The sequence below is a fragment of the Streptomyces sp. SN-593 genome (assembly GCF_016756395.1).
Lineage (GTDB): Bacteria > Actinomycetota > Actinomycetes > Streptomycetales > Streptomycetaceae > Actinacidiphila > Actinacidiphila reveromycinica.
Map to the genome: position 1 here is coordinate 7,742,787 of NZ_AP018365.1, position 14,739 is coordinate 7,757,525.

17 protein-coding genes are annotated in these 14,739 nt (G+C 73.9%); 6 read left to right on the plus strand and 11 right to left on the minus strand.

The window, feature by feature from the left end:
- Positions 1–3: 3 nt before the first annotated feature.
- From RVR_RS32905 to RVR_RS32930, 6 genes are all read right to left on the minus strand, one after another.
- Positions 4–873, minus strand: coding sequence for an LURP-one-related family protein (locus RVR_RS32905; protein WP_202237568.1), 870 nt, complete (start codon positions 871–873; stop codon positions 4–6).
- 26 nt (positions 874–899) lie between these two features.
- A complete protein-coding gene (locus tag RVR_RS32910; RefSeq protein WP_202237569.1) occupies positions 900–1,577 on the minus strand; it encodes a uracil-DNA glycosylase in 678 nt (225 codons plus the stop codon).
- Between the two features lie 59 nt (positions 1,578–1,636).
- A complete protein-coding gene (locus RVR_RS32915) occupies positions 1,637–2,287 on the minus strand; it encodes a TetR/AcrR family transcriptional regulator (RefSeq protein ID WP_202237570.1) in 651 nt (216 codons plus the stop codon).
- A gap of 140 nt (positions 2,288–2,427) precedes the next feature.
- Positions 2,428–3,159 (minus strand): HAD family hydrolase, encoded by a 732-nt coding sequence (locus RVR_RS32920; protein WP_202237571.1) that lies wholly within the window; start codon positions 3,157–3,159, stop codon positions 2,428–2,430.
- Between the two features lie 128 nt (positions 3,160–3,287).
- Positions 3,288–4,226, minus strand: a complete 939-nt coding sequence (locus RVR_RS32925; protein ID WP_202237572.1) for a M56 family metallopeptidase — start codon at positions 4,224–4,226, stop codon at positions 3,288–3,290.
- A gap of 120 nt (positions 4,227–4,346) precedes the next feature.
- Positions 4,347–4,991, minus strand: coding sequence for a DUF5134 domain-containing protein (locus RVR_RS32930; RefSeq protein WP_202237573.1), 645 nt, complete (start codon positions 4,989–4,991; stop codon positions 4,347–4,349).
- A 283-nt stretch (positions 4,992–5,274) separates the two neighbouring features.
- Here RVR_RS32930 and RVR_RS32935 point away from each other — a divergent pair, with 283 nt between their 5' ends.
- Positions 5,275–5,808, plus strand: coding sequence for a GNAT family N-acetyltransferase (locus RVR_RS32935; RefSeq protein WP_202237574.1), 534 nt, complete (start codon positions 5,275–5,277; stop codon positions 5,806–5,808).
- Positions 5,809–5,832: 24 nt separating this feature from the next.
- On the opposite strand, the gene RVR_RS32940 is transcribed toward RVR_RS32935, so the two are convergent.
- The 4 genes from RVR_RS32940 to RVR_RS32955 all read right to left on the minus strand — a co-directional run bounded on the left by RVR_RS32940 (position 5,833) and on the right by RVR_RS32955 (position 9,381).
- A complete protein-coding gene (locus tag RVR_RS32940) occupies positions 5,833–6,720 on the minus strand; it encodes an amino acid ABC transporter ATP-binding protein (protein WP_202237575.1) in 888 nt (295 codons plus the stop codon).
- The gene (locus RVR_RS32945) at positions 6,717–7,613 is read right to left on the minus strand and encodes an amino acid ABC transporter permease (RefSeq protein ID WP_202237576.1); all 897 of its coding nucleotides are present in this window, start codon (positions 7,611–7,613) and stop codon (positions 6,717–6,719) included. Before RVR_RS32945 ends, RVR_RS32940 begins: the two co-directional genes overlap by 4 nt.
- Positions 7,610–8,515, minus strand: a complete 906-nt coding sequence (locus tag RVR_RS32950) for an ABC transporter substrate-binding protein (protein ID WP_202237577.1) — start codon at positions 8,513–8,515, stop codon at positions 7,610–7,612. Before RVR_RS32950 ends, RVR_RS32945 begins: the two co-directional genes overlap by 4 nt.
- Positions 8,516–8,679: 164 nt before the next feature.
- A complete protein-coding gene (locus RVR_RS32955; protein WP_202237578.1) occupies positions 8,680–9,381 on the minus strand; it encodes a glycerophosphodiester phosphodiesterase in 702 nt (233 codons plus the stop codon).
- Positions 9,382–9,684: 303 nt separating this feature from the next.
- Here RVR_RS32955 and RVR_RS32960 point away from each other — a divergent pair, with 303 nt between their 5' ends.
- Genes RVR_RS32960 through RVR_RS32975 form a run of 4 tightly spaced genes read left to right on the plus strand, consistent with a single transcriptional unit; the run spans position 9,685 to position 13,635 of the window.
- On the plus strand, positions 9,685–11,082 hold the full coding sequence (locus tag RVR_RS32960; protein ID WP_202237579.1) for a DUF6421 family protein: 1,398 nt from the start codon (positions 9,685–9,687) through the stop codon (positions 11,080–11,082).
- 23 nt (positions 11,083–11,105) lie between these two features.
- A complete protein-coding gene (locus RVR_RS32965; protein WP_202237580.1) occupies positions 11,106–11,861 on the plus strand; it encodes an SDR family oxidoreductase in 756 nt (251 codons plus the stop codon).
- Entirely contained in the window at positions 11,858–12,979 is a 1,122-nt protein-coding gene (locus tag RVR_RS32970; RefSeq protein WP_202237581.1) for a threonine aldolase family protein, read from the plus strand. The genes RVR_RS32965 and RVR_RS32970 overlap by 4 nt, the downstream gene beginning before the upstream one ends.
- Before the next feature lie 59 nt (positions 12,980–13,038).
- Complete coding sequence (locus tag RVR_RS32975; protein ID WP_202237582.1) at positions 13,039–13,635, plus strand: transglutaminase-like domain-containing protein; 597 nt, start codon at positions 13,039–13,041, stop codon at positions 13,633–13,635.
- Between the two features lie 34 nt (positions 13,636–13,669).
- Here RVR_RS32975 and RVR_RS32980 read toward each other — a convergent pair whose 3' ends face one another.
- Positions 13,670–14,080 carry a DUF4395 domain-containing protein gene (locus tag RVR_RS32980; RefSeq protein WP_202237583.1) on the minus strand — a complete coding sequence of 137 codons (411 nt, stop codon included), beginning with the start codon at positions 14,078–14,080 and terminating at the stop codon, positions 13,670–13,672.
- Between the two features lie 182 nt (positions 14,081–14,262).
- Here RVR_RS32980 and RVR_RS32985 point away from each other — a divergent pair, with 182 nt between their 5' ends.
- The gene (locus RVR_RS32985; protein WP_202237584.1) at positions 14,263–14,676 is read left to right on the plus strand and encodes a thioredoxin family protein; all 414 of its coding nucleotides are present in this window, start codon (positions 14,263–14,265) and stop codon (positions 14,674–14,676) included.
- Positions 14,677–14,739 lie beyond the last annotated feature (63 nt).

Below are 14,739 nucleotides of genomic sequence, written 5' to 3' on the forward strand. Positions count from 1 at the left end.
GCGTCAGCCGAGCCCGCGCGAATCCTGCTTGAGCGCGGTGTCCACGGTGAGCGCGGACGCCACGACCATGCTCAGCAGCGGGTCCGCGAGCTGCCGGTGGATCTGGAGGACGTAGTTGTCGGCGGTGGTGAACATCGTCTTGGCCAGCCCCTCCCAGGTCTTGGTGATCCGGCCGATCTCGGTGTCGGTGTGGTCCACGATGGCGAAGTTCCAGGCCCGCCAGTTCTCGGCCTTGATCGCGCCTATCTGCTGGCCGTTGTACATGAAGCCGAACTTGATCTTGCCGAACGCGTTCTGCTGGACGATCTCGCCCAGCGGCTCGCCGTTCGCCCGGTGCACCAGCACCTTGGACTTGATCAGCTTCGCCGGGCGGGTGAGCACGAGGTGCGGCTGCCCCTGCGCGTCGCGCACCTCCAGCTTGTGGGTGAGGAACTGGTCCACGCTGGAGACGAACCGCAGCACCTTCTTCGCGGTGCTCTGGCCGACCTCCACCACCGAGCCGAGGGTCCGGCCGTTCTGGTCGAAGACGGTGTACTCGTTGACCAGTTCGATCAGCTTGGCCTTCTGGTTCACCACGAGCACCGGCTCGGTGAACAGGGTGCCCCCGCCGTAGCCGGGTGCCATGACGCCGGCCTGGCCCTGCACCTGGTGCTGGATGCGCGAGGGGTCGGGCGAACGGCTGACGTCCAGCTCCCACGCACTGCCGCCGCCCTCCTGCGAGGGCTTCTGCCCGCCGGGGACCTGGGCCTGGCCCGGGACCTGGCCGGGGTTGGTGTGCTCGGTCCACTGGGCGCCGTCCCAGTACCGGAGCAGATTCGGAGTGCCCTGCGGGTCGGCGTACCAGCCGGCCGGGGTGTCGGAATGCGTCGTCACGCGGGCAGACTACCCCGCAGCCCGTTTCAGGGCAGTTGCCAGTTCACCGGTTGGGCGCCCTGCTGGACGAGCAGGTCGTTGGCCCGGCTGAAGGGGCGCGAGCCGAAGAAGCCGCGGTCCGCGGACATCGGCGAGGGGTGCGCGGACTCGATCACCGGCAGCGGGCCGAGCAGCGGTCGCGCGTTGCGGGCGTCCCGGCCCCACAGGATCGACACCAGCGGGCGGCCGCGCGCGGCCAGTGCTCGGATGGCCTGCTCCGTGACCTGCTCCCAGCCCTTGTCGCGGTGTGCGGCCGGGCGGCGCGGGGCGGTGGTCAGCGCCCTGTTGAGCAGCAGCACGCCCTGCCGCGTCCAGGGCGTCAGGTCGCCGTTGGACGGCCGGGGCGCGCCGATGTCGCCGTGCATCTCGCGGAAGATGTTCTCCAGGCTGCCCGGCAGCGGCCGCACGTCCGGCGCGACCGAGAAGCTCAGCCCGACCGCGTGCCCGGGCGTCGGATACGGGTCCTGGCCGACGATCAGCACCTTCACCTCGTCGAAGGGCTGCTGGAACGCGCGCAGCACGTTGGCCCCCGACGGCAGGTAGGTACGGCCCGCGGCGATCTCGGCGCGGAGGAAGTCCCCCATCGCCGCGATCCGGTCCGCCACGGGTTCGAGCGCCTTCGCCCAGCCCGCCTCGACAATCTCGTCCAACGGTCGCGCAGTCACGGTCAGTCACTCTACTGGCTCAACAGCCGTGCCGTGGACGGGAGTCCGCGATCACCGCGTCAGACGTTCCGCACGGCCCCCGGCGCGCCGGCCCGGTCCGTCTCCCGCGGGTCCCGCGGACAGGGCGGCACGCCCAGCCGCCAGTCCAGGCCGTACCGCTGGAACAGCTCCGACCGCAGCCGGGCCAACGGCATCGGGGCGCCGGGCAGCAGCAGTGCCACCGTCGCGCCCATCAGCAGCGCGCGCAGCAGCCGGTACTCCTCCCGCGCCGCCTCCGACCCCCACCGCACCACCGTCTGCTCCAGCAGCGCCGCCAGCCGCTGCTGCTCCGGGCACTGGATGAAGCCCTCGTCGGCCAGGATCTGGGACATGTGGATGCGCATCAGCTTGGTGTGCGTGACGGTCAGGCCGAGGATCGCGTCGATCGCCCGCGCCATCACCTCGTCGCCGTCCGCCGGCTCGGGCGCGGCCTCCAGGCCCGCCGCCAGCTCCTGGTTCATCAGCCGGTGCACCGCGGACTGCACCAGCGCGCGCTTGCCCGAGTAGTAGTACGACACCAGGCCGCGTGCGGAGCCGGCCCGTTTGGTGATGTCGGCCAGCGTGGTGGCCTCGTAGCCGCGCTCCTCGACCAGCTCGACGGTCGCCTGGAGGAGGCGTTCGCGCGAACGTTGACGCATCGCTTCATTGACCGATGCGCTGCGAGGGGACATGATGAACTCCTGCGTTGACTGGCTGCGAGCCAATATACTCAACGCGGCTCGCCGGGCCAGATAGTGGCGGGTGTACGGGGATCGGGCGTCGGCTCCGGCGACACGGGGGATCGTCGGAGCCGAGGCCCGGTTGTGCCTGCTCAGGGCCCGTCCGGTTCCCTTCGGGCGTGGGGAGCGCCGTCCCGGTCGCCTTCCGGCGGGTCCAGCACGGCCAGCAGCGCGTCGGGCCGGTCCGCGACCGGCAGCGGGTCCACCAGCAGGACCCGGCAGCCCAGCGCCGCCGCCCCGCCGTCGGCCTCCGGGCTGTCCCCGACCATCACGGCGTCGCGTACAGCGTCGCCGCTGACGCCGAGCCTGTCCAGGGCCACCCGGAACAGCCGCGGGTCGGGTTTCTGCGCCTCGTGCTCGTAACTGAGCACGAACGCGTCGACGAGATCCGCCACGCCGTGGACCCGGAAGACCGGCCGCAGGTCCCATCCGATGTTGCTCACCACCGCCACCGGCACCCCGCGCCCGCGCAGTTCGGCCAGCACCCGGGCGGTGTCCGGGTAGGGCTGCCAGGCGGCCGGGCTGCGGTGCCGCTCGTACAGCGCGTCGTGCACGTCCCACGGCAGCCCCGCCGACCGCGACAGGGCCGTGTACGCCGCCCGGTGCCGCTCCGCCGTCAGGTCCCGGGTCCGCCACGCCTCCGCCAGCCGATCCGGCAGCCGCTCGGGCGGCGGCCCGCCGGGCTGCGCGCCGGCCCGCTCCAACTCCTTCGCATACCTGGCCACCTCGTCGTCCGCGGCCTCGACGCCCTCGGCTCCGAGCGCGCCCCTGAGCCACCGCTCGCAGGACTCGATCCGGAACAGGGTGCCCGAGAAATCGAACATGACCGCCTTGATGGTGCCTCCCCGGTAGTCGTCGCTGGGTCCAGCATTCCAGACCCGCTCCGGGGCACTCGGGGGCACTCGGGGCGCGGCGGCCGGGGGCCCGGGCGGCGGGAGCGGGCGGACCGCGCTCAGGTCAGGGCGTGCAGACCGGGGCCGAAGGTGATGACGAGCGGTACCGCCGGGACCAGCAGCGCCAGGACGGTCAGTCGCAGCCGTTGGGCGACCGGCAGCCGCGGGGCCGGTGCCAGCAGGCGGCTGACCCGCCCGGGGACTTCGGCCGGTGCCCCGGGGGTCGGGCCGAAGACCCCCCGCGGCTCGTTGAGCTCGACCAGGGCCAGCGCGGTGGTGAGGCGGCCGAAACGGCGCGAGGCGGTGTCGTCGGCGGCCAGTTCGATCAGGTGGTGGACCTGGTCGCGGAAGGCGGCGAAGACCGGGACCTGCGGGAAACCGCCGGCGAGCGCGCCCGCGCAGTGCAGCAGGAGGTCGTGGCGGGCCCGGGCGTGGCCCTGCTCGTGGGCGATGACGGCGTCGAGCTGGCGGCCCTTGAGCCGGCCGAGGGCGGCGGTGGTGATCACCAGTTGCGGCTCCGCGCCCGACAGCCACCACGCGTCGCAGCGGGCGTCCTCCAGGACGACCAGCCGGTCGCCGGGCGGCACCGACTCCCCGGGCAGCCGCGGCGCGCGCTCGTGGATCTCGGCCCGGCGGGTACGCCGCCGGCCGCGCGCGGAGCGCACCTCGCGGGTGAGCATCGCCCCGGTCCACACGCCGCCGAGCGCGAGCGCCACCGCGAGCGTGCCGGCCCACCGGCCGTACCCGGCCAGCCCGTAGGCGTCCTCGACGCCGTGCGGCGCGAACGCGAAGACATGGCCGCGCACCGCCGCCCACGCCGCCGAGGCGGTGAGCGCCATCGCCGAGACGCAGCACAGCAGCACCGCGGCGACCACGCACTGCCACACCCACAGGGCGAGTACCGGCTCGCGCTCGGGCCAGTCGGCACGTGCGAGCAGACGTGGCGCCGTCGCCGCCGCAAGTGCGCCGAGGACCAGCAGCACGAACGGGACCGTCATGCCGATCACCCTAGGAGTCGCCCCGCGCACTGTGACGCGGCAAGTACGCCGATGTGACGCACAACTCACCGCTGCGCCGCGGACATCCGCCCCACCGCGCCCCCGGACGCGGCGCGCGGCTCACAGCAGGAGCAGCATCACCACCATGCCGAGCGCCATCGACACCCGGCAGGCGGCGGCCACCTCGGGGGAGTGCCGCAGCGGGACCCGCCCGCCGCCGGGCGGCCCGCCGGCCACCGCGCCCGCGTGCCCGCCGGCCCCGGGTCCGCCTGCCGCGGGTACGGGTCCGCCCGCCCCGGAGAGCGGCGGCACGGCACCGGGCACGGGGCCGCCGGCTGCCTGCGGCGGGACCGCCAGCCCCACGCCGGCCCGCAGCACGTAGACAGCGAAGTAGACGAGGAGGAGGCCGGTCGCCACCGTGCTGCCCGCGCCGCCCATGGCCATGGTGCGGCCGCCCGCCGGTGCCGTCCGCGCCATGGCGACCGCCATGTAGACCATCGCGGCCGAGCAGACCACGTGGTGCGCCCGGTGGCCCGGGGAGTGCGTGCCGGGGAGCAGGGCGCGCAGCGCCGCCGCCGCGTAGACGACCGCGAAGACGGGGGCGACCCAGCGGTGCGGGTCGAGCACCGAGGCGGGTACCGCCATCACCGCCATTCCGGCGCCCATCACCGCCTCGTCGCGGTCCTCGGCGCGCGCCAGGCAGGACACGGCCGCCGCCGCGCTCAGCGCGACGAGGAGCCATGCGACCAGCGGCGGTTCGCCCATCGGTGCCCGCCCCCTCCCCGTCCGCCCCGCCATCCTCGTCCCGCCGCCCCCGCGCTCCGGACCGGCCCGCGGGGACTCCCGGTCCGCCCGCGCCCCGTCCGCCCGCCCGTTCGGGTCCTACCCGACCCGGCGGGCGCACAGTCGGGCGCGCGGGAGTGCCGACGGTGGTGCAACGGTACGCCGCGCGCCCCGGGCCGAACCGGCGCCGGGCGGTGCTCCGGGCGCCCGCCGGGCTCCCGCGCGGGCCTCCGCGCGCTCGGCCGCCTTCGATAACCTGGCCGGCATGGACACCGCATCCCTCAGCTTCCGCCCCGCGACCCCGGCCGACGTGCCCGCTCTCGTGGACCTGGTCGAGTCCGCCTACCGGGGCGACACCAGCCGCGCCGGGTGGACCACGGAGGCGGACCTGATCGAGGGGCAGCGGACCGATCCGCAGGGCGTGCTGGACGTGGTGGAGAAACCCGACAGCATGATGCTGGTGGTGGAGCGCGACGACGAACTGGTCGCCTGCTGCCAGCTCGAACACCGCGGGCTGCACGCCTACTTCGGCATGTTCGCGGTCCGCCCGTCGCTCCAGGGCGCGGGACTGGGCAAGGTGATCATCACCGAGGCCGAGCGCGTGGCCGCCAGGGAGTGGGACGCGGCCGAGATGCACATGACCGTGATCAGCGCCCGCGAGGAGCTGATCGCCTGGTACGTGCGCCGCGGCTACACCCGGACCGGCGAGATGTCGCCCTTCCCCTACGGCCAGGAGCGGTTCGGCCGCCCGACCCGCGACGACCTGGAGTTCGAGCTGCTGACGAAGCGGATCGGCTGACGCACCACCCGGGCGCGGCCGGGCTCACAGCCGGCCGGACTCCGTGACGCGCCGCAGGAACTCCCGGGTGCGCTGCTCGCGCGGGTCGCCGAAGACCTCGGCCGAGGTGCCGCGCTCCAGGACCACACCGCCGTCCAGGAAGCACACCTGGTCGGCGACCTCGCGGGCGAAGGCCATCTCGTGGGTCGCGATCACCATCGTCATGCCCTGCTCCTTGAGGTCGCGGACCACCGCCAGCACCTCGCCGACCAGTTCCGGGTCGAGCGCGGCGGTGATCTCGTCGAGGAGCAGCAGCCGCGGCCGGGTGGCCACCGCGCGCAGCAGCGCCACCCGCTGCTGCTGGCCGCCGCTGAGGCGGTCCGGGTACTCCCGGGCGCGGTCGGCCAGGCCGAGCCGTGCCAGCAGTTCCCGGGCCCGGGCCTCGGCCTGCTCGCGCGGCTCCTTGTGCACCCGGCGAGGCGCGAGGGTGATGTTGTCCAGCACCGTCATGTGCGGGAAGAGGTTGTACGCCTGGAAGACGACGCCGATCCGCCGCCGTACGTCGTCGACGTCGGCGCGCGGGTCGGTGATCTCCTCGCCGTCCAGGAAGATCGCCCCGTCGTCGACGTCCTCCAGGAGGTTCGCGCACCGCAGCAGCGTGGACTTGCCGGAGCCGGACGCGCCGATCAGCGCGGTGACGGTGTGCGCGGGCACGTCGAGTCCGATGTCGCGCAGCACCACGGTCCCGCCGTAGGTCTTGCGCACCTCCTCCAGCCGCAGCACGGGCTCGGCGCCCGGCGCGGTTGCTCCGACCGCGGTCGGAGCGGTCTTCACGAGGCCGGCGGACCCTCCCTCGGCCGCCGTCGCCTCCGCCGCCGGCGGTTCGGCCCCGCCGGCCCGCTCCGGCTCGCCCACCAGGTCCTCCGTGCTCATACCGCGCCTCCCTGCGACTGCCGCCGGTTCATCCGCGCGGCCACCCAGTCGGTGAAGCGCGTCATGGGGATGGTGATCACCACGAAGATCAGGCCCGCGACGACGTAGGGCGTGTAGTTGAAGTCGCGGCTGGCGATGATCTGCGCGGCGTAGACCGCGTCCACCGCGCCGCCGATCGAGACCAGGCCGGTGTCCTTCTGGAGGGACACCAGGTCGTTGAGGAGCGGCGGCACCACCCGGCGCACGGCCTGCGGCAGCACGACGTGGCGCATCGCCTGGGCGTTGCTGAGGCCGAGCGAGCGGGCGGCGGCGCGCTGGCTGGGGTGCACGCTCTCGATGCCCGCGCGGAACACCTCGGCCACGTAGGCGGTGTAGGTCAGGCACAGCGCGAACGCGCCGAGCAGCACCGGGTTGTTGGTCACCCCGGTCAGCCGCAGGGCCGGGATGCCGAAGACGCACAGCAGGATGCAGATGATCAGCGGCAGCCCGCGGAAGAAGTCCACGTAGGCCGTCGCCAGGGCGCGGACGGGGAAGAACACCGGGCCGCGCAGGGTGCGCAGCAGCGCCGTCAGCAGCCCGGCGACCAGGACGATCGCGCCGCAGACCACCAGCAGCCGCAGGTTCAGCCACAGGCCGACCAGCACCGGGTGCAGGGAGATGCGGGCGTAGTGGGCGTCGAAGAACGTCTGCCGGGTGCGGTCCCAGCCGGGCGAGTCGACGATCAGCGCGTAGAGCACGGCCGCCGTCGCCACGGTGCTGGCGGCGGCGACGGCGAAGGCGCGGCGGGTGCGGTTGCGCCGGTGGCGTTCCCGGGCGATCCGCCGGGCCGAGGGGCGGTAGGGGTCCGCGTCCGCCGCGGCCCGGCCGCCCTCCCGCTCGTCCTGGACGGTCACTTGAGCACCGGGGCGTTCACCGCGTCCGACAGCCACTTCTTCTCCAGGGCGGCGAGCGTGCCGTTCGCGCGCAGCGTGGTGACCGCCTGCGAGACGCACGAGGTGAGCTTGCTGCCCTTGTCCAGCACCAGCCCGAACTGCTCGGGCGCGGTGCCGGTGGCGGCGAACTGCCCGACGACGGTGGCGCCCGGGACCTCGGAGCCGGTGATGTAGAACGCGGTCGGCAGGTCGACCACGATGCCGTCCACCTGGCCGTTCTTCAGGGCGGCCACCGCGAGGTCGTTGCGCTGGTAGACCGCGGGCTGCCGGGTGGGCTTCACCACGTCGTCGATGACGTCGAGGCTGGTGGTGCCGACCTGGGCGCCCAGCTTCGCGTTCTTCAGGTCGGCCAGCGAGTGCGCCCCGGCGATCTTCGACCCCTTGGGCGCCACGACCGCCTGCCGCACGTCGTAGTAACCGGGGGAGAAGTCCACCGTCTTGCGCCGCGCGGCGGTGATGGAGACCTGGTTGATGTCCACGTCGAAGTTCTTGGCGCCCGGGGAGAAGGCGCTGTTGAACGGCACCTTCTGCCACGTCACCTGGTCGGCGCTGTAGCCGAGTTGCCTGGCCACCGCGTAGGCGACGGCCGACTCGTAGCCCTTGCCGTTGGACGGCTTGTTGTCCACGAACCAGGGGTCGTACGCCGGGTTGTCGGTGCCGACGGTGAACGTGCCGGAGGTGTGGGTGGCGAGCGAGGCGGGGCTGCACGAGGCCGTGGCGGTGCTCGTGGCACCGTCGGACGGCGAGGGGGCCGCCGAGGAGTCGCCGTCGTCCTGCGGGGCGCAGGCGGCCAGCGCCAGGACGAGCAGGGGGGCCGCGGCGAGGGCCGCGCGATGACGGGACGGGAGGATCGCGGGACGCATGGCGGGACCTTGGCACCCGACCGGGCGGTCTGTCCACGTCATTGGGAACTCCGTCCGGATGTCGGACCATTGTGTCCGCCGTGTTTCCGGCCGTGCGCGGGCGGTCGCATCCCGGTCGCGCTGGGTGACCGCCCCGGTGCCGGTCCGCCCTCCCGGCCCTGGTGTCACCGCGCGGCGGCCGTTGACGCCGCGTCGAGGTCGCGGCCGAGCGCGGGCGGCAGGTCGGTGGCGGCGCCGTCCAGCCGCAGCGCCCGGGTCAGCGCCCAGTCCTGCGGGGTGTTGACGCTCCAGGCCATGACGGCGATGCCGGCCGCGTGGCAGCGGCGTACCACGTCGAGGGTGAGCCGGGTGAGGTCGAGGCTCACCAGGCGGGCACCGACCGCCTGGGCGCGCGGCACGATGTCGGGGCCGAGGTCGCCGGCGACCAGCACGGTGGCGACCTCCGGCAGCAGGGCGTGGATCTCGGCCAGCGCCTCGTCGTGGAAGGACAGCACGCTGACCCGGCCGGTCGCGTCGCGCTCGCGCAGCACCGAGGCGAGTACCCGGGCGGCGGCGACGTCCTTGATCTCGGCCTGGATCGGGCGGGTCACGCCGTCGAGGACCTCCTCGAAGACCGGCACCCGCTCGCCCAGTCCCGCGTCCAGCCGGCGGATCTCGGCCAGCGTCAGGTCGCGGACCAGGCCGCTGCCGTCGGTGGTGCGGTCCACGGACGCGTCGTGCATGACGACGAGGGCGCCGTCCCTGCTCAGGTGCAGGTCCAGTTCGACCTGGTCCACGCCCTCGCGTTCCGCCCGGCGGAAGGACCGCAGGGTGTTCTCCGGCTCGACGCCCATGACCCCGCGGTGGCCCACGGTCAGGAAGCTCATGGGGGCACCCTAGTGGCGGGGCTGGTCGCCCGGTTGCCTGCCCCGCCGCCCCGCCGCCCCGCCGCCCCGCCGCCCCGCCGCCCGCGTCCCGCGCCTCCGCGGCGGTCGCGGGGGCTCCGTTGCCGGGCCGGGCGCACACTCGGGCGCGCCACGCAACTTTTAGCGCCCCATCCCGGCATCCGACCGTAAAAACAACGGACTTCCGGGGCTTGGACCGCGCATTCTCAAGGTCGCGGGCTTGAAGGCGGTGCCCTGGCGTGATTACGCTGTTCCCACGACAGTTTCTTTTGCGGAGGAGGGGTCATGGGCGAAGTTCTTTCGTCGAAGGCGGCAACCGGAGGCGGGATGTCCGGCGAAGGCGTGCTCGGACACCCCCAGTGGCCGGTGTTGAAGCAGGCCGTCGAGGCGATCCGCCCGTGGCAGCGGGGGGACGGCTCGATCGACTTCGACGCCGAGGACGCGCCCACCCGCGAGGACGCCGCCCGCACCCTCGGCCGGGTCGTGGACGCCCTGGAGCAGCTCGCCCCGCTGCTGCCGCACGACGAGGCGTACCACCGGGCGCTCGTCACGGACCTGCACCGCTGGGCCGACGGCGGCTTCGCCGTGCCCGACTTCCTCGACTCGCTGCTGGCCTTCCAGCCCGCCGCCGACCGGCGGGACGGCCTCCAGCACCTGGTCGTCTTCCCGATGTACACCCAGAACGGCAACCCGGACCGGGACCTCGAAGCGGTCGTCTTCCGTGTGGTGTGGCCGGAGTGGCTCGCCGAGCTGGAGCGCACCCGCTACGACAACCCGCTGTTCGTCCCGATCACCTTCGAGGACTTCACCCCGGGATACGACACCAACTCCGCGGTGCTGTTCCCGGAGACCGTCGCGGTGCGCAAGGCGCCCGAGCGCTGGACCTGGGGCGCGATCTTCTGCGACCGCGAGGCCGCCCGCTTCCGCGCGGTCACCTCGGCCGCGGTGGACACCCTCGGCCTCGAACTGCCCGAGGACGCGGCCCGCCTGGTCGAGGACCAGGAACTCGCCCAGCAGACCTACGTGCTGTGGGACATGATCCACGACCGCACCCACAGCCACGGCGACCTGCCGTTCGACCCGTTCATGATCAAGCAGCGCGCGCCCTTCTGGATGTACGGCCTGGAGGAGCTGCGCTGCGACCTGACCACCTTCAAGGAGGCGGTCAGGCTCCAGGCCGAGGGCCACCCGATGGGCCTGGGCGTGCAGTACGCGATCCTCTTCGACCGGCTCTTCCGTTTCCCGGTCACCGGCGCGCGGGTGCGCAACTACGACGGCCTCGGCGGCCAGCTCCTGTTCGCCTACCTCCACAAGCACGACGCCGTACGCTGGACGGACAACACCCTGCACATCGACTGGGAGCGCGCACCCCAGGTCACCAACCAGCTCTGCGGCGAGATCGAGACGCTCTACCGCGACGGCATCGACCGGCCCAAGCTCGTGCACTGGCTGGCCGCGTACGACCTGGTCGCGACCTACCTCTCGCCCCACCCCGGGTCGGTCTGGGCCAAGGGCGCGGACGCCCTGGACCTGTCGCTCCCGCCGCGCAAGCTGGTGGACGACGTGCTGCCGGACGAGTTCCCGCTCAGCATGTTCTACGAGGCCCTTGCGAAGAAGCTCCGCGAGGTGATCGCCTCGACCAAGGGCATCACCGGCGACAGCGCGCTGCGAGGCGCCGCGTGACCGGCGCCGGCGAGGAGGCGGAGATGAGGACCGACAGGTACACGGGAGGACTCGACGGCGCGGTGATCGCGGTCGCGGGCGCGGCGGGACCGGCCGGCCGGGCGGTGCTCCAGCGGCTGGCCAGGGCCGGCGGCCACGTGATCGCCGCCGACGCGGACGCCGAGCGGCTGGCCCAGGCGGTCGACGCCGCGCGGTACGACGCGGGCGGCGCGGACATCACCGGCGAGGTGGTGGACCTGCTGGACCTGGACGGGGCGCGGGAGTGGGCCGGGCGGATCGAGAAGGACCACGGCCGGGTCGACGGCCTGGTGCACCTGGTCGGCGGGTGGCGCGGCTCCGCGTCCTTCGCCGAGACCGACCTCGCCGACTGGGACGTGCTGCACGACCTGCTGGTGCGCACCGTCCAGCGCACCACCCTGGCGTTCCACGACGGCCTGCTGCGCAGCCCCGGCGGGCGGTACGTCCTGATCAGCGCGGCCGGCGCCAGCGCGCCCACGGCCGGCAACGCCGCGTACGCGGCGGCGAAGGCGGCGGCCGAGGCGTGGACGCTGGCGATGGGCGACTCCTTCCGCAAACTCGGCGGCGAGGCCCTCAGCGCGGCGGCCACCGTACTGGTGATCAAGGCCCTGGTGCACGATGAGATGCGGGCCCAGCGCCCGAACGCCAAATTCGCCGGCTTCACCGACGTGCGCGACCTGGCCGAGGCCATCGCGGACGTGTGGAACGCAAGCCCCCAGCAAGTGAACGGGACCCGACAGTGGCTGACGCCCCGACCGTGACCGAGTCCACGGCCCCCCACCCCCTCGACCCCTCCTCCGCGCCCTACCCCGCCGGCCCCACCGACGCGGTGCGCCGCCACGACCCGAACACGCGGGGCTTCGCCAGCGACAACTACGCGGGGGTCCACCCCGAGGTGCTGGCCGCCCTCGCCCTGGCCAACGGCGGCCACCAGGTGTCCTACGGCGCCGACGCGTACACCGACCACCTCCAGGAGCTGTTCCGCGGCCACTTCGGCCCGACCGCCGAGGTCTTCCCGGTCTTCAACGGCACCGGCGCCAACGTCACCTCCCTCCAGGCGGTCACCGAACGCTGGGGAGCGGTGGTCTGCGCCGAGTCCGCGCACATCAACGTGGACGAGTGCGGGGCCCCCGAGCGGGTCGGCGGCCTGAAGCTGCTCACCGTGCCCACCCCGGACGGCAAGCTCACCCCCGAGCTGATCGACCGGCAGGCGTACGGCTTCGACGACGAGCACCGCGCGCAGCCGCAGGTCGTCTCGATCACCCAGAGCACCGAACTGGGCACCTGCTACACACCCGAGGAGATCCGGGCGATCTGCGACCACGCCCACGGGCTGGGCATGGCCGTGCACGTGGACGGCGCCCGCCTCGCCAACGCCGCCGCCAGCCTGGGCGAGCCGCTGTCCCGCTTCACCACCGAGGCGGGCGCGGACATCCTGTCCGTCGGCGGCACCAAGAACGGCCTGCTGCTCGGCGAGTGCGTGGTCGTGCTCAACCCCGACCGGGTGCGGGCGCTGAAGCACCTGCGCAAGCTGTCCATGCAGCTCGCCTCCAAGATGCGCTTCGTCTCGGTGCAGTTCGAGGCGCTGTTCGCCGGCGACCTGTGGCTGCGCAGCGCCCGGCACGCCAACGCGATGGCCGGCCGGCTGGAGCGCGCGGTCCGCGACGTCGAGGGGGTGACGGTCACCCAGCCGGTGCAGGCCAACGCGGTGTTCGCGCTGCTGCCCCGTGAGGTCAGCGAGCGGCTGCAGAAGCGTTACCGCTTCTACTTCTGGGACGAGGCGACCGGCGAGGTGCGCTGGATGTGCTCCTTCGACACCACCGAGGAGGACGTGGACGGCTTCGCCGCCGCGCTCGCGGAGGAGATGCAGTCCGCATGAATATGCGGAAGCCTGTAAAATAATTTGTTCGTGGGTCGGCGGCTCCGTAGGCTCCCGGTATGGAGCCCGTTCCGGAGACCGCCGACCTTTCCGCCTACCTGCGCGCCGATGACGTCATCGACCACGGCCATCCGCAGGTCCGGCGGACCGCCGCGCTGCTGCGTTCCGGCGCGTCGAACCCGTATGAGTATGCGAAGGCGGCCTTCGTCCACGTGCGCGACGAGGTGCCGCACTCCTTCGACAGCGGCGACGACCGGGTGAGCTGGCGCGCCTCCGACGTGCTCTCCACCCGCAACGGCATCTGCTACGCCAAGTCCCACGCGCTGGCGGCCCTGCTGCGCGCCGAGGGCATCCCGGCCGGGCTCTGCTACCAGCGGCTCGCGGACGGCGGCGGCACCGTGCTGCACGGGCTCGTCGCGCTGCTGCTGCCCGGCTCCGGCCGCTGGAGCCGGCAGGACCCGCGCGGCAACAAACCCGGCGTTGACGCCCGTTTCCGCCTCGACCGGGAACAACTGGCCTTCGCCGTACGGCCCGAGTGCGGTGAGCTGGACTACCCGGCGGTGTACGCGGCCCCGCCCGCGCAGGTGCTCGCCGCGCTGCGCGGCTCCGCGGACCGCGCGGAACTGGCCGCGCGGCTGCCGGCCGGACTGGAGTGAGCACGCCGGGCCGCGGACCGGGGCGGGCGGCCGCTCAGGCGGTCGTGGCCCGCCTCAGCAGCAGGTACATCTCGCAACCCAGGCAGTACGCGAACGCCGCGTTGAGGAAGGCGGCGGCGAGCGCGCACGCGGTCGCCGCCATCCCCAGCCACTGCGGCCCCACGAGGTAGCCGACGGTGCCCAGCGCCGCGAAGAACAGCCCGACGGCCTGCGCGAAGCGCGGCGGCGCCGCGTCCTCCGTCCCGGGCGGCGGGCCGAGGCGCGGCCGGACCAGGGTGCGGAACACCCAGCCGTAGGGCGACCGGGCCACCCCGGCCGCCGCGCCGACCGCGAAGACCACCGCCTGCGCCGCCAGCAGCCGGCCGCTGCCGGTCACCAGCACCACCGCCAGGACCACCGTGGTCACCGCGGCGCCGAAGCGGGGCCCGCGTATGTCGATCTCCATGGCGGACATCATCGCCCGGCTCCGGCGCGCCGGGGCCGCGGGAATCATTGCGGTCCTGTGAACGCTTGCCCTGGCGGGCTTGCCGGCGGGGCCGGCGGGCCCGTAGGCACGTGGTGCGAAGGGACGTCCGCGGCGCGGACGCCGGCAGCGACCGGGACACGACCGAGGGAGGCGCGACCGCCATGACCGGACTGATCGTCTGCCTGGCCGTGCTCGCGGTGGCCGGGGGCTACGGACTCGTGCACCGGCGCAGGGACGGGAGGATCAGGGTGCGGGCCAAGGACGGCGGGCAGCGGCTGACGGCCGGCGACCTCGGGGCGCACCTGGGGGAGCGGGCCACCCTGGTGCAGTTCTCCAGCGCCTTCTGCGCGCCCTGCCGCGCCACCCGCCGGGTGCTGGGCGAGGTGGCGGCCCTGGTGGAGGGCGTGCGGCACGTGGAGATCGACGCCGAGGCGCACCTCGACCTGGTGCGGCGGCTTGACGTGGTGAAGACCCCGACGGTCCTCGTGCTCGACGCGGACGGCGCGGTGGTGCGCCGGGCCACCGGGCAGCCGCGCAAGGCCGACGTGATCGCCGCGCTGGGCGCCGCGGTCTGAGGCCGTCACGGCGCTGCGCAGCCGTGCCCGCCGTGGTCGCGGGGGAGCGGCCGGGTCGGCGCG